The following is a 23314-nucleotide window of genomic DNA, read 5'->3' as shown; positions in this document are numbered from 1 at the left end:
CTACGCAACCGGTTGTGAAGTTTTCGTCAACAAAGGGTCAGGTCGACGCGATTCGCGCCGGTTTCGTGGCCGGCAGGCGCAGCGACACGCGTGTGCCTTTGTCCGGCTCGCTGTCGATCCGGATCGCCCACCCATGGCGATCGCAGATTTTCTTCACGATCGACAGGCCGATGCCGAAACCCGGTGCCGCGGTGCGCGCCTGGTAGCCGCGATCGAACACATGCGGCAACGCATCGGCGGGGATGCCGTGCCCGGTGTCCTCGATGTGCAGCCAGCCGTCCGCAAAGGAGAACGCGATCTCGCCGCGATCCGTATATCGAACGGCGTTGTCGATCAGATTCGACAGGACCAGCCCGAGCACGGAGCGGCTGGCCTCCACCTGCACGCTGCGATCGATGTCGATCCGAATCTGGATACCTTTGGCGTTCAGCGTCGCGGCAGCCGGATCGACGGCTTCCTCGATCGCGCCGACGAGGCACACGGCCCCGACGTCGGCGGGCGGTTTCTCACGCGCGAGCAGCAGCAGCGCGTCGACCAGATCCTTCATCCCGTCCGCGGCGCGTTCGATCTGCTGCAGGCGGGCGCGCGACTTCGCACCGATCGATGCGTCGTGCTCGAGCAGTTCGCAACTGGTCTTGATCACGGTCAGCGGCGTGCGCAGCTCGTGACTGACGTTCCCGGCGAATTCCTTTTCACGGTCGACCATCTCGGCCATGCGTCGGTGGTAGTCGTTGAACGCTTCGGCCAGCTCGCCCACTTCGGCCTCGTCGTACTTCCCGGTATTGAGCGATGCCGATCCGCCGAGCCGCAGCGACTTCACCTGCTGCGCCAGGCTCGCGACCTGCCGCACCAGCAGCCCCGACAGCCAGAACGCGCACCAGATCGTGAACAGCGCGAACACGCCGGTGCCGGCCATCAGCGCGTTGATCACCTGCCGGAATCGCTGCTCGTACGTGCTGAAGTCATACACACGATAGAGGCGGCCCGCGCCGAGCGGCACGATTGCGACGTGGATCTCGCGGTCGTCGAGAATGATCTCGTGCGTGCCGTCGGCGAGCTGCGTGACCGAGTCCGGCAGCGCCAGTTGCGGGCGATCCGCCTCCGATACATAGCCGTTCAAGCGGACGTCGAACGGCGGCATCAGCGCCGGGTCGCTGCGATACGAACGCAGCACGCTGGCCAGGTCGTCGCGAATCAGCGCGGTGATCAGTCGCTCCTCCTGCGCTTCGGCGAGTGTCTTGACACCCAGCGCCTGCGCGATGAGCAGCACGATCGTCAGCGCGGAGAAGAAAAGCGCAACTTTGGCGCGAAGACTAAAGCGCACGATCGTCGCCCGCCACGAACCGGTAGCCGAGACCATGAACAGTCTCGATCGGATCGCGCTCGCCCTGCGCGGTGAGTGCGCGGCGCAACGTATAGACGTGCGCGCGCAGCGTGTCGCTGTCAGGCAGCGCTTCACCCCATACTTCGGCTTCGAGTTCCGCATGACCGATCACCCGGCCCGGCGTCTGCATCAGCAGGCGCAGCAGATGCAGGCATTTGGGCGGCATCTTGACTGGCCGGCCGGCCCGCTCGACGGTCAGCGTCTTCAGGTCGAGGCAGACGTCGGCGCAACACAGCGCAGTCTCGGCAACCTGCCCGCGGTAGCGTTTGACCAGTGCGCCGAGACGCGCGCCGACTTCCTTGAGCGAGAACGGCTTGACGAGATAATCGTCAGCGCCGTGGTCAAACCCGTCGAGCTTGTCGTCCAGCGTGTCCCTTGCCGTCAGCATCAGCACCGGCGTATCGCGATGGTTCTCTTCGCGCAGCTTGCGGCACAACGTCAGCCCGTCCATGCCCGGTAGCGACAGGTCGAGCAGAATCGCGTCCCAGGTTTGCGACACGGCCAGCTTCAGGCCGGCAGGGCCGCTCATGGCCAGATCGACCTCGTAGCCGGCACCCTCCAGATAGTCGTAGAGGTTGGTCGCGATGCTGGCGTCGTCTTCGATGACGAGTACGCGCACGGTGTTCTCCAAAGGTCCGCAAGCCGGATCGATTCTGCCACGCACTTCTGGCGGGGGGAATCGACGCGGAGCCACCCGCGTCGACCGGCCAACGGCCGCGTAATGACGGCTCTCGCTGAAATGATCAGATCAAGCTCATCTGCGTTCAGTCGGTTGTCGTCCGGGGCAGCTTTGCCTCCCGCCGGGCCCGGTCGTTCACGATCTGGTGACGCCGATGGTCCGTCATTTTCTTCCACCCGCGGGCTTCGTCCCGCGTGCGCAGGCACGCCACGCAGTAGCCGGTCCTGCCGTCAAACGAGCACACTTCGACGCAAGGCGATTTGACTGCCATCCTCAGTGCCCCCTCGCGGCGGGCACGACCTCGACGGTCACGTGCGACAGATCCTTGAAGCGCTGAAGCAGGCCGTGATAGAAGCGCGAATCCCGTGCCACGTCGTCGGTCGAGACGGACACGACCGCGCTCATGTGCCCCGGCCCGAGGCGCCAGACGTGCAGATCGTTGATCCTGTCGCCGTTGCCTTCGATGGCCGTGCGCACGTTGTCCGCGAGCCGGCGGTCCGGATTCATGTCGAGCAGAATGCCGCCCGTGTCGCGCATCAGGCCGTATGACCAGTTCGCAATCACCAGCGCACCGATGATGCCGGCAAGCGGATCCATCCAGACCCAGCCGAACGCCCGCGCGAGCAGCAGGCCGATGATCGTCAGAACGGAGACTGCCGCATCGGCAATCACGTGAATGTAGGCGGAGCGGAGGTTGTGATCTCGCGTCGCCGCAGCGGACGTACCGTGATCATGTTCTTCGAACGCGAGTTCATGCTCGTGGTCGTTCAACCGGACGATGGCCTTGAATGCGTGAGGTTCGGGGATCGCGTCGACCGACTCCAGATAACCACCCCGGTTTTCCATCGCGAATGTTTGCCGGGTACCGTCCGGACGGATCGTCGTCACCGACACGGCCTTCGCATCGACGAGCGTCGTATCGCGTGTGGCAGGGGCCACGCGGAACACGGGAGGAACCCCCTCCTCGAATACCGACACGAGGAATGCGCCCTGCCGATCGAAGATCGTGTGCACGTCCTCTTCGTGCGCGTGATCGTCGTGACCGCCATGAGCGTGCCCGTGATGATGGTCGTGACCATGACCGTGGCCATGGTGATCGCCGCTCAGCAGCCACACGCTCGCGATGTTGACGAGCAGGCCGGCCACCGCAATCGGAATCGCCTCGCCGAAATGGATCGGCACCGGGGCGAGCAAGCGTGCGATCGCCTCATACCCGATCAGCAGTGCAATCATCGCGAGCACGATCGCGCTCGTGAAGCCTGCCAGGTCGCCAAGCTTCCCGGTCCCGAATACGAAGCGCGGGTCGCTCGCATGCTTGCGCGCATAGGTGTACGCAAGCGCGGCAATCAGCATCGCGCCGGCGTGCGTCGACATGTGCAGCCCGTCGGCGATGAGCGCCAACGAGCCGAAGATCGAGCCGCCGACAATCTCGGCCACCATCATTGCCGCGCACAGCCCGATCACCATCCAGGTCCTGCGCTCGTTCTTCTCGTGGGCAGCGCCCAGAAAAATGTGGTCGTGACCCGCGCCGAAGGCGGCATCCTTGAATTCGCTCATCGCGGCACCTGATTACTTGAAATAGCTGTGAACGACTTCGATGAGCTGTTCGGTTGCGCTGCCCTCGTCCTCGTGCCCCTCGGCATCGACGAGATGGCTGCGGATGTGATCCTCGAGCACGACCGCGAGCAGCCCGTTCATCGCGCCGCGGCTGCTCGTGATGCGTTGCAGGATTTCATTGCAGCCGCGCTCCTCTTCCAGTGCACGTTCGATGGCTTCGACTTGCCCCTTGATGCGGCGCACGCGATTCAGCAGCTTCTGCTTTTCCTTGACGGTGTGGCTCATGATGGCTCCTTCATATAGCGGGGGGGAGTATATTTCAATACTCGATTCCATATAGGGAGGAGGGGTATCTTTCGGGATAACGCAAGGTTGGCGCCGAGAGACCGGATCGGCCGATGACGCGGCACATTGCAGCAGAGACCGCGTGGCGCAAGCCGGCGTGCACGATCGGCCGGCGACGTTCCTGTGTTGCAAGAACGCCCCACGCAAAGGACGCTTGGCCACCCCCGGGAATAAACGCCTCGCAGCGCACGTTTACAGCACGTACCGCCCCAGGAAAGCGTTCATGCCGTCGCACTGGCAGGGGTATCTGCGTGCGCGGCATATCGCATGCGGCATTCGCCGGACGCTTGGGGGGTGCGGTGTTTCGTTGCACTGGGAGTCGTCATGAACGCCACTTACCGAATCGCCATCCTCGCCGGCGTGACTGCGCTCGGCATGACCTCGCCTGCCAGCCGGGCAGAGCAAACCGTCAACGCGACGTTGCTGTCGAACGCGATCCAGCTCGAGACACACAACGTGAAAGCGGGTCGCGTCACGCTTGATGTCAGGAATGCCGCGGACAACAACATGGAACACGAACTCGTCCTGCTGAGGACCGATCTCGCGGACGACGCACTCCCTGTCCGCAAAGGCCAGGTGCTGGAGCACAAGTTGAAAAAGATCGGCGAAGTCGAAGACATCGCACCGGGCAAGCGTAAACGCGCGTCATTCACGCTCGTGCCCGGACGCTACGCGCTGATCTGCAACAAGCCGGGACACTATGCGGCCGGCATGCATACCGTGCTTGTCGTCACGCCGTGAATCGCGTGGCCCAACCGAAAGCGCCGGATACCGACGCCGTGCGTTCGGAATAGCAGACTTCGCCACGTCGCGCGGCGAGCGCGTGGTCGATCGGGACACCGCTTCACTTCATCCATCGGCGCGTCCTCTGCGTCACGCCGATCGATCCCCCTGTCCTGATTCCCCTTCCCCACGTCTCGCTTGCGCGACAGAGACTGCCGAACAGGCGACCCGTTGCATGCTGGTTCGCTGCGGTAATGGGCGCGTCCCGCCAATCATTCGAATCACCCCGATGCCGGCTGATGACTGGCGCAGCCGCCTGCTTGCACCGCTCGAAAAGCTAACTTGTAGAATTCGTGACGTGTTAGTAGCATTTGCTACATGAACACCTTATCGATCTGGTCACTCCTCGTTCTGACCCTTCCAACAGAAAACGCGACGGCCCGCATGCGGTTCTGGCGCGCACTGAAGGCGAAGGGCTGCGCGGTGCTGCGCGACGGCATCTACCTGCTGCCGTACACGGGGGAGCATGAAGCGGCCCTGCGCGAACTCGCGGATGCGATCGCCGAAAGCGGCGGCACGGCCTATCTGCTGCGCGCGCCCAGTCTCGACGCGTCGCAGGAACAGGAATTCCGCGCGCTGTTCAACCGCGACGACGACTACGCGACCTTCACGCGAACACTCATCGACGCGCGCAAGACACTTGCCGGGCAGTCCCCCACGGAACTCACCCGCCTGCTGCGTCGCCTGCGCAAGGATTTCGACGCCATCCGGGTGATCGACTATTTCCCGGGCGATTCGGCCACCCGCGCCGAAGTCGCGCTGCAGGATTTCGTCGCGCTGGTCGACACCGTGCTGTCTCCGGGCGAGCCACATGCCGCGGACCGCCCGATCCGTCCGCTGGCGATCAACGAGTATCAAGGTCGAATGTGGGCGACACGGCAACGGATGTGGGTCGATCGCGTCGCCAGTGCATGGCTGATTCGCCGCTTCATCGACGCGCATCCCCGCTTCATCTGGCTTGCGGCGCCGGCCGATTGCCCGGTCGATGCGCTCGGTTTCGATTTCGACGGTGCGACGTTCACGCACGTCGGCGAACGCGTGACCTTCGAGGTGCTGCTGGCCAGTTTCGGACTCGACAAGGACCCTGCGCTGATGCGGCTCGGCGAGATCGTGCATGCACTCGACGTAGGCGGTCCCGCCGCGCCTGAAGCGGTGGGCTTCGAGGCCGTGATGGCCGGCACGCGTCAGCGCACGGAAAACGACGACCAGTTGCTCGAGCAGATGGGCGCCGTGCTCGACGCCCTGTACGCGCACTTCACGTCGAACGGCAAGGACCAAACCACCGCCAAATCATGACCACTGCCATCGCCACCACCGAACCGACCTACTCGCTGGGCGAGCTGGTCGCCTACATGCTGCGTCTCGGTACATTAGGTTTCGGCGGGCCGGTCGCGCTCGCGGGCTACATGCGTCGCGACCTGGTCGAGCGTCGCGGCTGGATCACGGAGGCCGACTACAAGGAAGGCCTCACGCTGGCCCAGCTCGCACCGGGGCCGATGGCGGCCCAGTTGGCGATCTATCTCGGCTTCGTCCACTACCGCCTCCTCGGCGCGACGCTGGTCGGCTTCGCGTTCGTGATGCCGTCGTTCCTGATGGTGGTCGCGCTCGGGTTCGCGTACGCGCATTTCGGCGGGCTGTCGTGGATGCAGGCCGTCTTCTACGGCGTCGGGGCCGCGGTGGTCGGCATCATCGCGATGAGCGCGTACAAGCTCACAACCAAGACCGTCGGCAACGACAAGCTGCTTTGGGCGATCTTCCTGACCTTGGCTGCGGTGACCTTCATCACGGAATCGGAAATCGCGTGGCTGTTCGTCGCTGCCGGGCTGATCGGCTGGCTGTGGCGCGCTCCGCCCAAGTGGCTGCACAAGGGCGGCCTGAATGCCGTTGCCGCTGCCAATCTTCCCGCAGCCAGCGGATTGCTGAGCGGCATCGATTTGCCGCAACTCGTTCAGATCGGTGCTTTCTTCATGAAGGCGGGTGCGTTCGTGTTCGGCTCCGGACTCGCGATCGTGCCGTTCCTCTATGGCGGCGTCGTCACCGAGCATCACTGGCTGAACGACAAGCAGTTCGTGGATGCCGTCGCGGTCGCGATGATCACGCCCGGCCCGGTCGTGATCACCGTCGGCTTCATCGGGTATCTGGTAGCGGGCTTCCCGGGCGCACTCGTCGCTTCGCTCGGCACGTTCCTGCCGTGCTATCTGTTCACGGTCATCCCCGCGCCTTACGTGAAGAAATACGGGCACCGGCCCGGCGTCAAGGCGTTCGTGAACGGCATCACGGCTGCGGCCGTCGGCGCGATCACGGGCTCCGTTCTCGTCATCGCGAAGCGATCGATCGTCGACATCCCGACCGCACTGCTCGCCGTCGCGACCGTGTTGCTGCTGTGGCGCTTCAAGAAGCTTCAGGAACCGGTGATCGTGACTGCAGCCGCCGTCATTGGACTCGTGGCGTTCCCGCTGCTCCGTCATTGACCTGCGTCGCCGGGAGACGAAAAGCCGCGTTTGAGTTTCGTTGCCTGTCGAAGGCCGTGTCTCCGGCAGGAGTCGCTGCGTGCCTTCCTCAATTCACCGGCACTCGCCAAAGCGAAGCCCGTTTCTCCTTGACCGCTTCTTCTCTGACGGCCCGACGACCTGTCGGATCGAATTCCGGCTGATACAGGTAATCCACTCACCACATCTCGCCGGCGCCTCCCGCACCTCTTTCGGCCGTCACAAAGCTACGCGTCAGCCGGGCACCACCCGCGCCAACCATTCGCCCACGCCGTCCGCCACGTGCTCACGCTCGGGACTGTCGTGCCACACCCGGATCACCTGGCCGATCCGGCCGCCCTTGTCCGGGTCGAGATCGACGCACAGATGGTCGCCGCCGCCGTTGTGTGTGAGCGGTATCCATTTCAGGTTGTACCAGTCGCCGCGAATGCCCGGCTCCGGCTCGCCCTCGTAGCCCGCCAAATCGCCGCTCGCGACCAGGTCGCGCCAGATGGACCACTGCGCGAGAATCTGCCGAGCAGACAGCAGCGTCTCGCCGCCAAACGGTTCGGTACGCCCGGCTTCCTGTCCGTCGTGCAACATCAGGCTCTCGCGCCACGCCTCCGGCAACGTCACGCCGAGCCCCGCCTCGAGCGCGCGCAGATCATCGTCGCTCGACGGACCGCGGAAAGGCGCCGGTGCATCGGCCGGCAGCGTGCGCCGCCATGTGTCGAGACGCGACCAGGACGCCGCGATCGTGGTGTCCGGCGATGGTGCGGCTGCAGCGCCTGTCGCATCCGCTCGCGTTGCTTCGGAAGCTGCCGTGGGCGATTCGTCCACCGCTGGAGATCGAACCGCTTGCGTGTCGTCCACCGCCGCGCACAGCCCGCGGAGGCCGGCGCGGCTGGTCGAGCCGCATGAACAGGACCGGCGAGCCCGCTGCCAGCGGCGTCGCCCCCGCCGCAACCGCGACGAGCGCATCGGCTCCGGCGAGCGCGCCGAGCGCATCAGCCCGTTCGCCCGCCAGCGGCGTCACGACCGGTTCACCCGCCGCGCCCGCCGCGAGCGTCGCCCAGCGGAGGTCATTCAGCACCGGATCGCGCGATATCTGCGTGCCAAGTACGCCCGTCTCCCAGTACGGTCCCGGCATGTCCGAAAATTCCAGCAAATCGATCAGCCGACGCAGAATCGTGTGCGCGAGGATCGCGACCTCGCCGGGGTAGCCTGGCAGGTTGACGAGCGTCGCCTGGTCGTAATAGGTGACGACGCGCGATCCGCGCGGCCGGCCCACCGCATCGGTCAACTCGAACGTGCGGCGCTGCGCCGGCGAACGATTCTCGCTGCGGCCAAAATTGAAGCGAGCGGCGCGCACCTGCTGCAGCGTCACGCGCGCCTCGCTGTACGGAAACACCGGCAACCGGTTCAACGCGGCGTCCTGGTGCGGATCATTCCCCAACACCCCCGTGCCGACCAGCAGGTCGTAGCGCTGCGCGAGCGCGGCAAGCTGGCGGCGAAATGCCAGTTCGGCATCGTGGGACTGCAGCGGAGGCAAGGTCATGTCTGGCGGAGCGACATATTCGAGCGATGCGTCGCAGCCCCACTGCTTCAGGAGCGCGTGCATATAGGGGCCGTTCGCATCGGGACGCTGCCACGGCAGCCGCTCGCTGACGGACGGCACGAGATCGTAGCTCGCGACGACCACGCACACGCGCGGCCGCCGGCTTACCTCGACCGTACGCACGCCGGCGGCAATCAGCAGCGCCTGCTGTTCCGCGTCAATGCGCTGCCCCTTTTCGAGCAACAGGGCACCACATGCGTAATCCGAACCACGCGCGATCACACCTTCTCCTTCGATCGGCGGCGCGTCAAGTTTGAGCCGCGCATGCTGTTGCCCGTCGGGGGCGCGATTGCGCGTGCGAGGCACCACGGTGTCCGCGTGCGCGGGTAACGGCGCGAGCGCCGGCAGCCATTCGGCAGCGCCCGCCGACAAAGCCCGCGCCACCGGATCGCCGCCGCGATGGATCAGAATCGGATACTGCAGCCGCACATTCAGCATCGCCGGCCGCACGGGCGATGCGTGTGCCGCGTCGGTTGCGCGCAGCGCATAGCCTTCGATCGCCGCGAGCGCAAGCCGCGGCAGCGCCTCGGGCGCGGTCACGGCCTGCGCAAGCACGCGTCCGTCAGACTGCTCGACCGGCACGGTCTCGACGCGCATGCCGCCCGGCACCGCGTCGGCGCAACGGCGATAAGCGTCTGCCAGCCACGCCGGCATCGGTGAAGGGTCGTTCGTCATCGTCATGTCAATACGGTTTGGGTGCGCACATCGTCGGCAATCAGCTCAACGATGTGTGCGGTCGATCAGATGCGGCGTGGCGAATCAGCGTCGCTTCGACGCCGGCGAAGCACCGGCCGGTTCAACGTCGACGTAGAATTCGTCGGCGTCCAGCACGCGCTGCGCGCGGAAAAAATCGCCAAGAAACGCGCCAGCGCGACGATTGTCGCTGGCGTCGATGCGCTTGACCGAAAACGCGCCGGTCTTCGCGCCCTGATTGGTTGCCGCAAACGGATACTCGTCGCAATCGCAATCACTCGGCGTTTCGTTGGAATCGCCGGTGAACGTGCATTGTCCGGTGACCCGGCCGTACTGCGCAATGCACCGCTCCTTGGACACAGCGCGATTGTCGGCGCGCAGCGTTGCGTTGCGGGTGCGCGTGAGCGGCCGGTCTTCACGATCCGGTACTCCACATACGGGCGCACATCCAGCGGATTGCCTTCTTTCATGTTCGGCGTGATGGTGACGATCGTTTCGCTGGAGAGGCCGCCCGGCAAGAGGCCTACGCCAGCGCTCGGTGACACGGTGCACTGCGACCCGCACTCGATAACTGGCTTGATCTGCAACCCACCGCCATTACCGGACACGGTCGTCATGCGGAACCGGATCTGCCACGACAACTGGTTAAGCGGATTATCAGAATAGGTGTAGGCCTCGATGCGGCCCCTGCCGGTCTCGCTGTTGTCGTCTCCAATCAGCACCCGCTCGAAAGGCTCCGACTTCTGGCAATGCGAACCACGACTGAGAAGTGAATTTTCACTGGTGTCCTGGACGACCGACGTGCGAATGGGCGACACGTTGAACTGCACCCCAAAAGTTGGATGCGAATCCAACCTTTGGGGTGTTTTTCATGGGTGAAGTACGACGAGAAATTCAAGCGGGAAGTGGCGAGGCGCTGAATGAGCAAGACCGCGGCTCGCCCGACCATTCCTCCTTCGCTACGCCTTCTTCGTATAACTGTTGCACCAGCCTTTCGCACTGACCTGCTTGCCGCCGAAAACGGCGCACGCCCCCGTCGCGGCGCCGGCCTTGCCCTGGAAGAACTGGCAATTCGCACAGGTGTCGCCCGCGTGGAACTTCGGGTATTTCGCGTGATCGACCCGGCCGGCATCCGCCTTGTAGCCGAGCGCCTGGGCATTGGCATCGGTTTCCTGCACGACCCCGGCCCCGGCATCCGCCGCCGTCGCGCGGCGTCCAACGGCGAGCGAGGAGGCGAGCACGGTGGTGACTGCAATGAAACGTCGACGTGAAAATTTCATGGAATCCTCCCTTCAGGTTTGCATGAACGGATCTCCGGGACGCGCCGTTCCCCGACGACGGAACACTGTCTGCTCCGAATCGGCGTCGGTCGATCGCGCGGGCATCGCGCCCATCACGCCGACGCATGATCGACGACGCAATCAGCGAAAGAACAACGCCCGCATCCCGAACGTGTGATGCGCTTCCGCCGCCATCAGCACCATGAGCACGAGCAGGCACAGCGGCGGGATCAGGATCGCGTACACGAGCGCCAGCCGCTCCCACATCATGTGCATGAAGATCGACACGATGAGCCCGGCCTTAGCGATCATCAGCACGACGATCAGCACCCAGCGCATCAGGCCCTGCACGTTGAAGTAGTCGACCAGGTACGACAACGTGCTCAGCACGAACAGCAGGCCCCAGATCTTCAGGTAGAGGCCGATCGGATGCTGCTGGCCGTGCGCGGCGTCGGGTCGATCGGCGGGATCGGTGTGCTCCATGGCTGCCTCACCACAAATAGAACAGCGCGAAGATGAACACCCACACCAGGTCGACGAAGTGCCAGTACAGCCCGGCGATCTCGACGATCTGGAAGTTGCCGTGTTCGGTGAATCCCGGCTGCAGGATCTTGCGCGCGATCAGCAGCAGGTAGATCACGCCGCAGGTCACGTGAAAGCCGTGGAACCCGGTGATCGTGAAGAAGCACGCGCCGAACTGCGCCGCACCGAGCGGGTTGCCCCAGGGCCGGATACCTTCGTGGACGATCAGCTTGGTCCATTCAAGAGCCTGCATCGACACGAAGCTCGCGCCCAGCAGCGCCGTCGCGAGCAGCAGCGCGCCGGCGCGCCTGGCGTTGCGCCGGTAGCCGAAGTTAACCGCCATCGCCATGGTGCCGCTGCTGGTGATCAGGATGAACGTCATGATGGCAATCAGCAGCAACGGCACATCCAGGCCGCCCACCGTGAGCCCGAACACCTTCGACGTGTCGGGCCACGGCGCCGTGGTCGACATGCGCACCGACATGTAGCCGATCAGGAAGCTGCTGAAGACGAAGGTGTCCGACAGCAGGAAGATCCACATCATCGCCTTGCCCCACGGCACCCTGAAGGCTTCGCGGTCGGACGACCAGTCCGTGACGATGCCGCGCCAGCCGTCGGGCCGCGTTTCGGCGGTCGGCACCGCGGACGATTCGGCAGCGGATTCGGTGTGGACGGTGGGCGCTGTCATGGCGCGGCTCCGTATAGCGGCCCGCAGACGGCCGCGACGATTCCGGGGGTCAACCACCACATCGCCGCCAGCAGCACGAGCCAGACTGCGAGCAGGAAATGCCAGTACAGCGCGCACAGCGCGATGGACCGTTGGGTCCGGAACGGGTCCGCGTGCCGGAGCGGCGCGATCGTCACGCCCCACGCCACCAACCCACCCAGCACATGCAATCCGTGCAGGCCGGTCAGCAGGTAGAGGAAGCTGTTGGACGGATTGACGGTGACGGTCTGCCCGGCCGCCGACAGCATGTGCCACGCAACCAGTTGCCCGATCACGAACACGGCCGCCAGTACGCCGCCGGATACCAGCCACACCGTGCGGTACGGGCCTATCCGCCGGGCTCGCTGCATCGCGACGCTGGCCAGCGCCAGCGCGCCGGTGTTCCACCATAGCAACGCCGGATGCGGGATCGGTTGCCAGTCGGGTTCGCGCATGCGCATCGCATAGGCGAGCAGCAGCAGCGAAAACAACGTCGTCGCGACCGCCATGAACACGACCAGGCCGGTGCGGCCCGCATTCGGCAAACCGGGTGGCGCATCGGGAACGAAGGGGCGCGGCAGCGTGGTCATTTGTGTGTCTCGCCGGGGTGGAGCGTCGGGTGTGCCGCCGCGGGTTCGGGCACCGTCGCGGGCGGCTGGTTTTGCGGCACGAAGTCTTCCTCCTGCCCCGGCGGACTGTATTCGTATGCCCAGCGGTAAACGACGGGAAGCGTCGGCCCCCAGTTGCCGTGCACGGGCGGCGTTTGCGGCGTCTGCCATTCGAGCGTGGTGGCCCGCCACGGGTTGCCGCCCGCAAGCCGGCCGTGGCGGAGGCTCCACGCGAGGTTGAACAGGAACAGCAGCTGTGCCGCCGCGACGATCAGCGCGACGATCGTGATGAACGTGTTGAGCGTCTGCGCCGAATGCGGAATGAAGCTGTAGCCCTGATACGCGTAATACCGCCGCGGCATGCCCAGGACGCCGAGATAGTGCATCGGGAAGTAGATCGCGTAGGTGCCGACGAAGGTGATCCAGAAGTGCGCGCGCCCGAGCGTGTCGTCGAGCATGCGGCCCGTCACCTTCGGATACCAGTGATAGAGGCCGCCGAACACCACCAGGATCGGCGACACGGCCATCACCATATGAAAGTGCGCGACGACGAAGTACGTGTTCGACAGCGGGATATCCACGCTCACGTTGCCGAGGTAGAGCCCGGTCAGCCCGCCCAGCACGAAGGTGCTGACGAAGCCGATCGCGAACAGCATCGGCACGGTCAGGTGGATATCGCCGCGCCACAGTGTCAGCACCCAGTTGTAGACCTTGAGGGCGGTCGGGACGGCGATGATGAGCGTCGTGGTGGCGAAGAAGAAACCGAAGTACGGATTCATGCCGGCGATGAACATGTGGTGCGCCCACACCACGAAGCTCAGCGCGCCGATGATCACGATGGCCCACACCATCATCCGGTAGCCGAAGATGCTCTTGCGCGCGTGCGTGCTGATCAGGTCCGACGCGATGCCGAAGGCCGGCAGCGCGACGATGTAGACCTCCGGATGCCCGAAGAACCAGAACAGGTGCTGGAACAGCAGCGGGCTGCCGCCGGCATGCTTGAGCGTCTGCCCCATCGACACCACGGCCGGGATGAAGAAACTGGTGCCGAGCGTCCGGTCGAACAGCATCATCACCGCCGACACGAACAGCGCCGGAAACGCCAGCAGCGCCATGATGGTCGCGATGAAGATGCCCCACACCGTGAGCGGCATGCGCATCAGCGTCATGCCGCGCGTGCGTGCCTGCAGCGTGGTGGTCACGTAGTTCAGGCCGCCCATCGTGGCCGCGACGATGAAGATCGCCAGCGACACGAGCATCAGCACGATGCCCCATTCCACGCCCGGCGTGCCCGGCAGGATCGCCTGCGGCGGATACAGCGTCCAGCCCGCGCCGGTCGGCCCGCCCGGCACGAAGAAGCTCGCCACCAGCACCAGCACGGCCAGCAGGTAGACCCAGTAGCTCAGCATGTTGAGAAACGGGAACACCATGTCGCGCGCGCCGAGCATCAGCGGGATCAGGTAGTTGCCGAAGCCGCCCAGGAACAGCGCCGTCAGCAGGTAGATCACCATGATCATCCCGTGCATGGTGACGAACTGGTAGTAGTGGTTCGCGTCGATGAACGAAAACTTGCCCGGAAAGCCGAGCTGCAGCCGCATCAGGTCCGACAATACGAGGCCGACCAGGCCGATCGCGATGGCCGTCAGCGCGTACTGCACGGCGATGACCTTGTGGTCCTGGCTCCACACGTAGCGGGTCCAGAAGCTGTGCGGGACGTGGTCGGTGTGCGCGTAGGTCATGGCGTGTGCTCCGTCTGATTCGTCCGTTCCGCTAGGGCTGGGCCGCGGTGCCGGCGGGCGTCCCGCCTTGCGCCTTGATATAGGCCACCAGCGCGGTCAGCTCCTGCTCGCTCAGGTCGAAGTGCGGCATGATCGGCGAGAAGCCCTTCACGACACGGGCCGTCGGATTGCGGATGAACGCGCGCAGATAGGCTTCGTCCACCTTCGCGGTGCTGCCGTCGGCCATCGTTTCGGTCTTGCCGTACAGGCCCTTCCAGGTCGGGCCCACGAGCGGGCTGCCGTCCACGGTATGGCAGGCGACGCAGCCCTTGGCCGCCGCGAGCGTCTTGCCCAGGTTGGCCAGCGCCTGCGCGCTGCCGCCCGCAGCGGCCGGCGCGGCCTGCACGTGGGCCATCTGCTGCTGCGCGAACGTGGTCTGCTGCGCCAGCCAGCGCGAGAACGCGGCTTCGTCTTCCACCACCACCACGCCGCGCATGCCGGCGTGCCCGATCCCGCAGAGCTGCGCGCACAGGATGTCGTAGCGCCCTGCCCTGGTCGGCGTGAACCAGAAGGTGGTCACCATGCCCGGCACGATGTTCATCCGCGCCCGGAACGGCGGAACGTAGAAGTCGTGCAGCACGTCGCGCGACCGTGTCAGGACCTGGACCGGCCGGTTGAGCGGCAGGTGCACCTCGGGACTTTCGATCAGGTAGTTGTCACGGCCGTTCGGGTCGGCGGGGTTCAGGCCGAACGGGTTGTCGTTGCTGATGTAGCGCACATCGGTCGTGCCCAGCTTGCCGCCGGGCCCGGCGAAGCGGAAGCGCCATTGCCATTGCTGACCGAGCACCTCCATCTGCAGCACGTTGCGCGGCGGCCGGATGTAGTCCGCGTAGACGAACAGGCCCGGCGCGAGCAACGCCGCCACGCCGACGATGGTCAGGCCGATCAGCCACCATTCCAGTTTCCGGTTGTGCGGTTCATAGGCCGCACGGTGCCCGCTGCGGTGGCGATAGCGCACCAGGGCGACCACGATGAACAGATTGATGGCGATGAAGAATGCGCCGGTGATGACGAGCGTGATCGTCAGCATGTCGTCCATGCGCACCCAGTTCGACGCGATCGGCGTGATCCACCACGGGCTGGCAAAGTGAAACCCCACCGCCAGCACGATGATCAGGACCAGGGCAATCGCAAGGACCATAGGCCGCCTCGCTGCATGTCACTCACCGGCGCCGCCGACGCCCGGTTCCATATCGCCCGCGGGCGCCGCGTGTTCAAGCTCGGCGCGGCGGGAAACGCGATGTGTCAGTCGTCCGCGTTCTGCTTGCGCAATCGCTCCAGCCTGCCGTAGGTGATGGCCGCAACCACGCCGAACAACAGGTTGGCCAGCAAGGGCCCGGAACCCCGCTCGGAGACGAACCACGGGAACACGGCCGTCATCACGTAGAAGTTCCACCCATACGCGACGATCCCGAACGCCAGCCCGATCGCGGCTTCCATGCCCACGCTCGAATCGAGGCGGAAAGGCGCCATGATCGCGGCGAGCATCATCCCCATGATCGCGCCGAGCACGTAGTGCAACAGCAGCGCCATCGCCACGATTTCGAGGTTGAATTGCGTCATCTGGCCGAGCGCGCTGCGGCCCATCACCATCGCCGCGATCTTGTGGGTCGGTTGCCACGGGCTCGAGCCGAGCACCAGGGTCGACCAGATGAATTCCAGCGCGATCACCAGCGCGCCGCCCGCGAGACCGGCCACGGCAGCGGCGACCCAGTCGGGCGTACGACGCTCCCAATGGTGCGATTGAATGTGCAGTTCCATAAGACCTCCTTGTTGACGCTTCGACGTCGGCGCTTCGGTTCCAAAGGCGTCACGCGCGTCGGGCCTGCGTCGCCTGCGCGATTCGGCATGGCGGACAGGGTTGCCTGCGCAACGTGTGCACGACCCGCTCCACGCGTGGCCCGCGGTCGCGGCCGCACGCTCGACGAAACGCGACGATGCAACCGGGTGTCGGGCCGGCCGGCTTGCTGTCGCGCGTCAGGGGAAGATCGGTGACGTAGGTTCGGCGCCTTCCAGGTCCGCCTTCGGAAAATGCTGAGCGACCATCTCTTCGATTTCCTGCTCTCGCAATGCCGGCACGTCGGCCATGATCAGGATCTGGCCTGCCTGGATCGCCTCGCGAAATCGCTGGAGTCGCGCGTTCGGCTCCGAGATGCCGATCATCGCGGCGGTCCACGCCCCGAAACCCGCACCAGCCAACGTCAATCCGACGACGGCACCGCCGGCGATCACGAGCTCCGCCGGAGGAAATACGAGCGCGACGAGGCCGATCAGCGCACCGGCCGCGCCGCCGAGCGCGACGCCGCGCTCGAGTGCATGCACGACATCGCTGCTTTGCAGCAACGATGCTTCGGGCAACTGATCGAGTGTGACGCTGTGGTCGGCGAGCACGTGGATATGGCGCCAGACGATGCGTGCGCGCAATAGATCATCGACGATGGCCTTCGCCATCTGGGTATCAGGTACGAGGAAATAAAGGCGTCTCATGTTGGCACCCCTTTTCTTGCCATCAACGCGTCCACAATGTTTTCTATTCTATGTCAGCATCGGCGACGCGCTAGGTGCATGCGCGCCACGGACGGGGCCGCATGCGGGCATTCGGCGCGCGTGGCAGGTGGGGTTGAAGCACGGTAGTGATTGTCGATCACGATCGATCGATGCGGGGGCCCGGGACATTCGCCCCCGATGGGCGCTATCCGCGTTTGCGCAACGGCGCCAGCAAGTCCCGCAGGCCGTTGTGGTCGATCTCGTGCATCAGCGCGAGCTGCCGGCCGATTTCGCCGCGCGGAAACCCTTCGCGCGCCAGCCAATTGAGGTAAGGCCCGGGCAGGTCGGCAATCAGCCGGCCTTTGTATTTCCCGAAGGGCATGGTGACGGTGACGAGGTGTTCGAGGTCTGGATTTTGCATGCGGGTATTGTGCACGGCTTTTCGGTCCTGTCGCAGACCTCGCGAAAAGGACTCAGCGAACTGCCTGCGCCCCTTTTCTCGCCTGCTAGACTGGAATTCCCCCCTGCACACGATGGAGGGAATCATGTTGTCCGTCTACGTCGTGAAGACCGGCGAGCAGTTCCTCTGCACCGCCGAGGATGGCGATATCGGCATGGCACCGGCAGTCGAGGATGCCACGTCGTTTGGTTCGTATGAGGAAGCGGAAAAGGCGGCGCACGTGCATGCCGACCCCGGATACGAAATCGTGGCCGTCTGCGTGATCAGGCACTGACAGGGCGCCCCCTGTCGGGCGCCCGGCGACGGGATGCGGCTCGCAGTTCCGCCGGCGCCATGCGACATGGGTGGCGCGATGGGCTTTGCCCGGAATTTCCCGGGAACGGATGGATTGCGTGCCGGAATTCTCACGAGGAAATCGCCGCGCGCGTCGGTAGCCCCGCCGTGTACGGTCCGACGCAACGCGCCTTTCCTGAAACGCGTGGCATCCGGCGCTCATTCCCCGTATATGGTGCGGCGAGGACTCGGAGCGTCGTTGCTCCGCTTTTATCGTCTGGGCCCTTTCATGCCCTCCGACTCCATGGCCGCATGCCACTCCTCATTCGCCTCGATCGGGTCCATCGCTTCGTCGACCGAGGCCGTCGCGCGCTCGGCGGCCGCTCTGGCTTCGTCTGCCGGGGAGGCAAAATCATCGTCGCCATCGCGATCGCCATCACTGTCACCGTCGCCCGGGGGATGCAGCATGTCCTTGAGCATCGCGGCCAGCTCCGACGTGTCCCATGGCAGCCCACGCCGGATCCGATCCTTGATGTAGTGCCTCACTTCCGCGTCCTGCTCCACGGTCAGCGGCAGCCCTCGGAAGGTGCTTTGGGGGCCAGCGTCGATCATCGCTTTCTCCTGTTTCTAGGGCATTTTCAGTGTACTCGCCATTGCGAGCACGTGAGCAGCGATTACGATGCGCTTGCGGCGGATCAAACGTGTGGGCTCGACGGGCTGCGCGTGCGGCCAAGCATGGGGCGCCGCCCCTCGCATCGGGCGGCTTTCGGCCCACTACGGACATCCCGCCTTGCACTGGGACGGACATGTGTGCGTCCGCTCCGCCCGCATACCGGACTGTCTTGTGCCGATAATCTCAATTGGGGCGTAGGCCTTGATCGCCGCTTATCCGGTCGTTCAGGGGGAAGAAGTGACAACCTCCACTGCCACGAGCACGGTATTCGCTGCTATCCGCCGAACGCAACGACGATCTCTTCGATCGTCACGCGGATGCGCGCCGTATGCCGCAGATCCTGATGCGTGACGAGCCAAACCTCATACGACGCGTCGTTGGTACGGTCCGGCCAGATCCGCACAAGGCCGTCTCGTTCGCCCATCGGCACGGGTATCTCGCTGATGCCGAGCCCTGCCTTGAGTGCCGCGCGCAACGTCAGGTTCGTGTTCAGCCGTGCGACGATGCGGCCGTCCGTCAGCGGTTCCCCGACGAACGCCGGCACCCGCGCCTTGGCGAAATACGGCTGGTAGACAACGAGATCATGCCCGGCGAACCGCTCGCCCGGCACCGGTTCGCCATGGCGGCGCACATAGTCGGGCGACGCGAACAGCCCCACTTCCCAGCGCGCCAGGCGGCGGGCGAGCAGGTCTGGATTTCGGGGCTTGACGGTCCGGATCGCGATGTCGGCTTCGCGCTTCGCGAGATTGAGGAGCAGGCTCGTCGTGTCGAGCATCACCGATACGTCCGGATGCTTCGCATGCAGGCGCTCGAGGGCCGGCATCACGAACTCGTGGGCCAGTGCATCCGTCGTCGATAGCTTCACCTCGCCGGCGAGACGCTTGTCCACGCCTTGCGTGTGGCGCACGAGATCGTGTGCGGACTGCTCCATCGCCTCGGCTGCACGGATCGCGATCCTGCCGACCGGCGTGAGCTCATAGCCGTTCGACGTACGCAGGAACAGCGTCGCGCCGAGCGCGTGCTCGAGCGCCGCAAGCCTGCGGCCCACGGTGGCCTGATCGATGTCGAGCGCGCGGGCGGCGCCCCGCAAGATCCTTTCCCGATGGAGCGCGACGAAGATGCGCGCGTCGTCCCAGTTCATGTCGCCCCCGGCGTGATGCAAATTTGCATCATACGTCCAGCAATTCGCTGCACGTCAAGCGCAGGCTGCGCGACTACACTTTTTTCAACCGATGCGGCGATTCGGCGGGTCGCTCGAATCCGCGGCGCATCCGGCATTTTAAAAAGGATGAAGTTGTGTCACACGAAACGAAAGGCATTCCCGCGGCGATGACCGCGATCGACATTACGCGGCCGGGCGGCCCGGATGTGCTGGCACCCGTGCAGCGTCCTGTTCCCGCGCCGGCCGACGACGAAGTGCTGATCCGCATTCATGCGGCCGGCGTGAACGGTCCTGACGTGCTGCAGCGCAAAGGGTTGTACGATCCGCCACCGGGCGCGTCGGACATTCCCGGGCTCGAAGTCGCGGGCGAAATCGTGTCCGTCGGGCGCGATGTGACCCGGTTCGCGGTCGGCGATCTCGTCTGCGCGCTGGTCCCGGGGGGCGGCTATGCGGAGTACGCCGTCGCGCACGAGAGCAACACGCTCGCGGTTCCCGATGGTCTCACGATGGTCGAGGCGGCCGCGATCCCCGAAACCTTTCTGACGGTATGGCTGAACCTGTTCCAGCGCGGCAAGTTCAAGGCCGGCGAAAGCGTGCTGATCCATGGCGGCGCCTCGGGGATCGGCACCACGGCGACGATGCTCGCGAAGGCATTCGGCGCCTCGAAGATCATCACGACGGTCGGCTCCGACGCGCACCGCACCGCAAGCATCGCGCTCGGTGCCGATGTCGCGGTTGACTACCGCAACGAGGATTTCGTCGAGGAAGTCATGCGCGCGACGGATGGGCGCGGCGTCGACGTGGTCGTCGATATCGTCGCCGGTGATTACGTCGCGCGGAATTACGCGGCGGCCGCGATGAACGGCCGCATCGTGCAGATCGGCGTGATCAAGGGGCCCGCGCCAGCACTCGACCTGTTCCCGATGCTGGCGAAGCGCCTCATGCACATCGGCTCGACGCTGCGCTCGCGCACGCACGAGGAAAAGGCGGCGCTGATCGAGGATCTCAAGCGATCGGTGTGGCCGCACATCCGGCGCGGCGCGGTGAAGCCCCTGATCTATCGGACCTTCGATCTCGACGATGCGCGCGGCGCGCATGCGCTGATGGACTCGGGCACGCATATCGGCAAGATCGTGCTGACGACCCGGGCGGCAGGCGTAGACTGACGCGCAGCTCCGGCCACCTGACTTGCCACTACTCATCTCTCCGATCAAAACCATGACTGATGCACGCTACCACTACTACGAACCGTCACAAGGCCATGGATTGCCGCACGATCCATTTAATTCGATTGTCGGTCCAAGGCCCGTCGGATGGATTTCCACGCGCGGCGGCAACGGCATGCTGAATCTCGCGCCATACAGCTTTTTCAACGCCTTCAACTACCATCCGCCGATCATCGGCTTCTCGAGCATCGACGCGAAGGACAGCCTACGCAACGTGCAAGAAACGGGGGAGTTTGTGTGGAACCTCACCACACGCGATCTCGCCGAAAAGATGAATGCAACGTGCGCAATGGTGCCTTACGAAGTCGACGAGTTTGAAGTGGCCGGGCTGACCCCCGCTCCGTCCCGGCAAGTCGCCGTTCCACGCGTGGCGGAGAGCGGTGTCAACTTCGAATGCAAGCTCACCGATGTGATCCAGCTTCGCGATCACAAAGGCACGCCTGTCACAACATGGCTCGTGCTGGGAGAGGTCGTGGCTGTTCACATTCGCCAGGACTTGCTTAAAGACGGCACCTTCGACACCTTCGGCGCAGGCATCATTCTTCGGGCAGGCGGCCCATCGGCCTATGCGCTGGTCGCACCCGAGAGTCGATTCGATATCGGGCGCCCGCCCGGGGCGAATCCCCCCGTCGCACGATGATGGAGGGTGGCGCAGTCGGCTCGTGACGGGCCGTTGGACCTCGGAAGCTGCCGTTGACTTGATCCCGGGCCAAGCGGCTGTTGAGGGTCGAAAGTGCCTGTTCGCCGAACCTGACAGCAGACGTTCGGAACTATACTGGGCAACCAGAGGAGGCTTCCATGACCGATCACGACAGACTGCATCCACTCCGTCCGCTCCTGAAAAACTGGGTTTGGGAGCATGGTCGAATCGGGACTCGCTATCTGGACTGCGTTGATGGCGAAATCAGGTTTGACGAGGGCAAGAAGTCGCATTTCGCGGCCGAGAAATATATCTATGTGCCCCTTGGCAAGGGCGCTGAAGACGATGCATCCGCGGAGGGGCCTGCGCTCCACGAGGCTGGACTTTCCCGGTTTTTGCGGGCCGCGCAGTTGGGTACGCCGGAGGAAGCCGGTTCTGCAGCGGATGTCCAGCGCGCAGTGCAGGACTGCGTGGAGATTGGCCTGTTCAGCGCATATCAATGGGAGGCTCGAAAGGCGTTTGCCCGATACGCGCAGGAACCCATGTTCGATGACGAGATCCGCGCGGCGGTTGTCGACGACATCCGGCGTATTTACGCCGGCATGCGGGAGCAACTGGCGTTGTACGATTTCAGTGTGCTCCACGGCTTGCCCATGCCGCTGCTTATCGGCGACACGCCCTTCATCGACTGGCGCGTGCGTGCCAGTCCGGCACTTCCGTTTGTATCGCTCCCGCTGGGACCTTACTGCCTGCTGGTAGGCGCGCCGTCAGGCAGGAAAAGCCGCATCGCCCCGGTCGTCTGGAAGGCCGCTGCCGCGATGGGCCCGTTGAAGGATCACAACCGCCAGATCGAGGAGCAGGCACGTCTGTGGCTGGTGGCGACCACGGATGACCAACTCGTCGCTGCGCAAAGTCGCCTTGCTGCGGCCGCAGGCGCCAGGCAAGGGAATGCGAAACCCTGACCGAAGTTCACCTTGAGCAGATCGCCGGCGGTGGCCGAGTGATGAGCGGTAGTCCATTGCCTCGTCGGGCGGTTACTGCCTGCAAATATCGTCGGATCACCGGGCTTCCCTGTTTTTGCCGTACGTTGCAACGCGGTAACGTCGCCGTGCGGCTACCAACAGTCGGTCAAGAAACACATTGAATGACCGTTCAGGGCGTGCTTTCGGCCACCGATCACTTTCGGCATCGTGAAGGCCGGCAGGCCACCTGTCATTCTCCGGGGGTGTGATTCAACGCCCTGCGTCGTATCGTCCGGTTCGAACCATTCAGGCCAGGAGCACGCTGGCGGCATGGAAGAACACGTGCGCGGGCGCTGAGCGCAGCAAAGCATTCAACCCGCGCCATGCGCGGCGATGTTGCGATATTGCCCTTTGAAATACAGCAACGGCCGCGTAGCAGCAGCTTCCTGCAGATCCAGCGCTTTCACTTCACCGATCACGATCAGGTGATCGCCCGCGGCGTGTTCGGCGTAAATTTCGCAATCGAGCCAGTGAAGGCTGCCGGCAATGATCGGATTCCCCAGCGGCGATTCCTGCCATTCGACGTCGTGCCATTTGTCCGTGCCTCGCCGGGCGAATTGGTTTGAAATCCCGACTTGTTCGTCCGACAGGATATTGACGACGAACCGACCTGCCCGGCGAATTTTTGGATAGCTAGCCGAACTGGACATGACGCTGAACGACACCAGCGGCGGGCTCATCGACACGCTGTAGAAAGACTGGCACGTGAAGCCGACCGGCTCGCCATCGACGTGTGATGCAATCACCGTGATACCGGATGCGTAATGGCCGAGCGCTTCGCGAAAGCTCGAAGGCTCGATGGCCGTGCTGGAAAGTGACATGGTAGATACCGAATACTGGGTGCGGTTCGGAAAGGTCAAGGCGGTGTATTCCGACAGATTCAGGGAGCCGTTCAATGCACTCCCTGAAATCCACACGGCCTTCAATTTCCCGATCAATACGTCCGACGT

Annotated in this window: 27 protein-coding genes; 7 read left to right on the top strand and 20 right to left on the bottom strand. The window is 64.6% G+C overall.

The genetic code is table 11. The features are described 5' to 3' along the window. Positions 1-37: 37 nt before the first annotated feature. The 5 genes from CFB82_RS35290 to CFB82_RS35270 form a co-directional block, all read right to left on the bottom strand. Positions 38-1360, bottom strand: a complete 1323-nt coding sequence (locus CFB82_RS35290) for a sensor histidine kinase (protein ID WP_089486998.1) — start codon at positions 1358-1360, stop codon at positions 38-40. Beyond that, entirely contained in the window at positions 1314-2003 is a 690-nt protein-coding gene (locus CFB82_RS35285) for a response regulator transcription factor (protein WP_069249672.1), read from the bottom strand. Before CFB82_RS35285 ends, CFB82_RS35290 begins: the two co-directional genes overlap by 47 nt. 145 nt (positions 2004-2148) lie before the next feature. Further along, a complete protein-coding gene (locus tag CFB82_RS35280; protein ID WP_174945789.1) occupies positions 2149-2334 on the bottom strand; it encodes a DUF1289 domain-containing protein in 186 nt (61 codons plus the stop codon). A 2-nt stretch (positions 2335-2336) separates the two neighbouring features. Next, a complete protein-coding gene (dmeF, locus tag CFB82_RS35275; RefSeq protein ID WP_089486997.1) occupies positions 2337-3620 on the bottom strand; it encodes a CDF family Co(II)/Ni(II) efflux transporter DmeF in 1284 nt (427 codons plus the stop codon). Between the two features lie 12 nt (positions 3621-3632). Then, positions 3633-3905: a metal/formaldehyde-sensitive transcriptional repressor gene (locus CFB82_RS35270; protein WP_089448796.1), complete on the bottom strand. Its 273-nt coding sequence runs from the start codon at positions 3903-3905 to the stop codon at positions 3633-3635. Between the two features lie 384 nt (positions 3906-4289). Here CFB82_RS35270 and CFB82_RS35265 point away from each other — a divergent pair, with 384 nt between their 5' ends. The 3 genes from CFB82_RS35265 (at position 4290) to CFB82_RS35255 (ending at position 7219) form a co-directional block, all read left to right on the top strand. After that, positions 4290-4706 carry a plastocyanin/azurin family copper-binding protein gene (locus tag CFB82_RS35265; RefSeq protein WP_089448797.1) on the top strand — a complete coding sequence of 139 codons (417 nt, stop codon included), beginning with the start codon at positions 4290-4292 and terminating at the stop codon, positions 4704-4706. 360 nt (positions 4707-5066) lie between these two features. Next, complete coding sequence (locus tag CFB82_RS35260; RefSeq protein WP_089486996.1) at positions 5067-6044, top strand: chromate resistance protein ChrB domain-containing protein; 978 nt, start codon at positions 5067-5069, stop codon at positions 6042-6044. Then, entirely contained in the window at positions 6041-7219 is a 1179-nt protein-coding gene (locus tag CFB82_RS35255) for a chromate transporter (protein WP_089486995.1), read from the top strand. Before CFB82_RS35260 ends, CFB82_RS35255 begins: the two co-directional genes overlap by 4 nt. 252 nt (positions 7220-7471) lie before the next feature. On the opposite strand, the gene CFB82_RS43500 is transcribed toward CFB82_RS35255, so the two are convergent. From CFB82_RS43500 to CFB82_RS35195, 12 genes are all read right to left on the bottom strand, one after another. Further along, positions 7472-7852, bottom strand: coding sequence for an SMI1/KNR4 family protein (locus CFB82_RS43500; protein ID WP_179255486.1), 381 nt, complete (start codon positions 7850-7852; stop codon positions 7472-7474). A 28-nt stretch (positions 7853-7880) separates the two neighbouring features. Beyond that, a complete protein-coding gene (locus CFB82_RS35245) occupies positions 7881-9515 on the bottom strand; it encodes a hypothetical protein (RefSeq protein ID WP_089486993.1) in 1635 nt (544 codons plus the stop codon). Positions 9516-9593: 78 nt separating this feature from the next. Then, on the bottom strand, positions 9594-9887 hold the full coding sequence (locus CFB82_RS44255; protein WP_256990616.1) for a NucA/NucB deoxyribonuclease domain-containing protein: 294 nt from the start codon (positions 9885-9887) through the stop codon (positions 9594-9596). 599 nt (positions 9888-10486) lie between these two features. Next, on the bottom strand, positions 10487-10807 hold the full coding sequence (locus tag CFB82_RS35235) for a high-potential iron-sulfur protein (RefSeq protein WP_069249679.1): 321 nt from the start codon (positions 10805-10807) through the stop codon (positions 10487-10489). A gap of 141 nt (positions 10808-10948) precedes the next feature. Then, positions 10949-11290: a cytochrome C oxidase subunit IV family protein gene (locus CFB82_RS35230; protein WP_089486992.1), complete on the bottom strand. Its 342-nt coding sequence runs from the start codon at positions 11288-11290 to the stop codon at positions 10949-10951. 7 nt (positions 11291-11297) lie between these two features. Then, positions 11298-12017 carry a heme-copper oxidase subunit III family protein gene (locus CFB82_RS35225; RefSeq protein WP_089486991.1) on the bottom strand — a complete coding sequence of 240 codons (720 nt, stop codon included), beginning with the start codon at positions 12015-12017 and terminating at the stop codon, positions 11298-11300. Beyond that, entirely contained in the window at positions 12014-12625 is a 612-nt protein-coding gene (locus CFB82_RS35220) for a cytochrome c oxidase subunit 3 (RefSeq protein WP_089486990.1), read from the bottom strand. The genes CFB82_RS35225 and CFB82_RS35220 overlap by 4 nt, the downstream gene beginning before the upstream one ends. Next, positions 12622-14382 carry a cytochrome c oxidase subunit I gene (ctaD, locus tag CFB82_RS35215; RefSeq protein WP_089486989.1) on the bottom strand — a complete coding sequence of 587 codons (1761 nt, stop codon included), beginning with the start codon at positions 14380-14382 and terminating at the stop codon, positions 12622-12624. Before ctaD ends, CFB82_RS35220 begins: the two co-directional genes overlap by 4 nt. Before the next feature lie 31 nt (positions 14383-14413). Beyond that, on the bottom strand, positions 14414-15562 hold the full coding sequence (locus CFB82_RS35210) for a cytochrome c oxidase subunit II (protein ID WP_089486988.1): 1149 nt from the start codon (positions 15560-15562) through the stop codon (positions 14414-14416). A gap of 104 nt (positions 15563-15666) precedes the next feature. Further along, positions 15667-16182 carry a hypothetical protein gene (locus CFB82_RS35205; protein WP_069249685.1) on the bottom strand — a complete coding sequence of 172 codons (516 nt, stop codon included), beginning with the start codon at positions 16180-16182 and terminating at the stop codon, positions 15667-15669. Positions 16183-16398: 216 nt separating this feature from the next. Then, on the bottom strand, positions 16399-16908 hold the full coding sequence (locus CFB82_RS35200; protein ID WP_069249686.1) for a DUF1269 domain-containing protein: 510 nt from the start codon (positions 16906-16908) through the stop codon (positions 16399-16401). Positions 16909-17113: 205 nt separating this feature from the next. Beyond that, positions 17114-17329 (bottom strand): DUF3820 family protein, encoded by a 216-nt coding sequence (locus CFB82_RS35195; protein WP_011350052.1) that lies wholly within the window; start codon positions 17327-17329, stop codon positions 17114-17116. A 124-nt stretch (positions 17330-17453) separates the two neighbouring features. Between CFB82_RS35195 and CFB82_RS35190 the strand changes: the two genes are divergently transcribed. After that, positions 17454-17642, top strand: a complete 189-nt coding sequence (locus CFB82_RS35190; RefSeq protein WP_069250279.1) for a hypothetical protein — start codon at positions 17454-17456, stop codon at positions 17640-17642. Positions 17643-17911: 269 nt separating this feature from the next. Here the strand turns inward: CFB82_RS35190 and CFB82_RS35185 are convergent, their stop codons facing one another. Both CFB82_RS35185 and CFB82_RS35180 read right to left on the bottom strand, forming a co-directional pair. After that, entirely contained in the window at positions 17912-18253 is a 342-nt protein-coding gene (locus CFB82_RS35185; protein ID WP_089486987.1) for a hypothetical protein, read from the bottom strand. A 335-nt stretch (positions 18254-18588) separates the two neighbouring features. Beyond that, complete coding sequence (locus tag CFB82_RS35180; protein WP_089487038.1) at positions 18589-19455, bottom strand: LysR family transcriptional regulator; 867 nt, start codon at positions 19453-19455, stop codon at positions 18589-18591. A gap of 188 nt (positions 19456-19643) precedes the next feature. Between CFB82_RS35180 and CFB82_RS35175 the strand changes: the two genes are divergently transcribed. The 3 genes from CFB82_RS35175 (at position 19644) to CFB82_RS35165 (ending at position 22304) form a co-directional block, all read left to right on the top strand. Beyond that, positions 19644-20642 carry an NAD(P)H-quinone oxidoreductase gene (locus tag CFB82_RS35175; RefSeq protein WP_089487037.1) on the top strand — a complete coding sequence of 333 codons (999 nt, stop codon included), beginning with the start codon at positions 19644-19646 and terminating at the stop codon, positions 20640-20642. A 52-nt stretch (positions 20643-20694) separates the two neighbouring features. Next, positions 20695-21342: a flavin reductase family protein gene (locus tag CFB82_RS35170; RefSeq protein ID WP_089486986.1), complete on the top strand. Its 648-nt coding sequence runs from the start codon at positions 20695-20697 to the stop codon at positions 21340-21342. Positions 21343-21500: 158 nt separating this feature from the next. After that, on the top strand, positions 21501-22304 hold the full coding sequence (locus tag CFB82_RS35165) for a hypothetical protein (RefSeq protein ID WP_089486985.1): 804 nt from the start codon (positions 21501-21503) through the stop codon (positions 22302-22304). Positions 22305-22675: 371 nt separating this feature from the next. Here the strand turns inward: CFB82_RS35165 and CFB82_RS35160 are convergent, their stop codons facing one another. Next, positions 22676-23260 (bottom strand): flavin reductase family protein, encoded by a 585-nt coding sequence (locus tag CFB82_RS35160; RefSeq protein ID WP_256990614.1) that lies wholly within the window; start codon positions 23258-23260, stop codon positions 22676-22678. Positions 23261-23314: the final 54 nt, after the last annotated feature.

Source organism: Burkholderia sp. HI2714 (assembly GCF_002223085.1).
GTDB classification, from domain to species: Bacteria; Pseudomonadota; Gammaproteobacteria; order Burkholderiales; family Burkholderiaceae; genus Burkholderia; species Burkholderia lata_D.
This window is presented reverse-complemented; position numbering and strand designations above follow the sequence as displayed.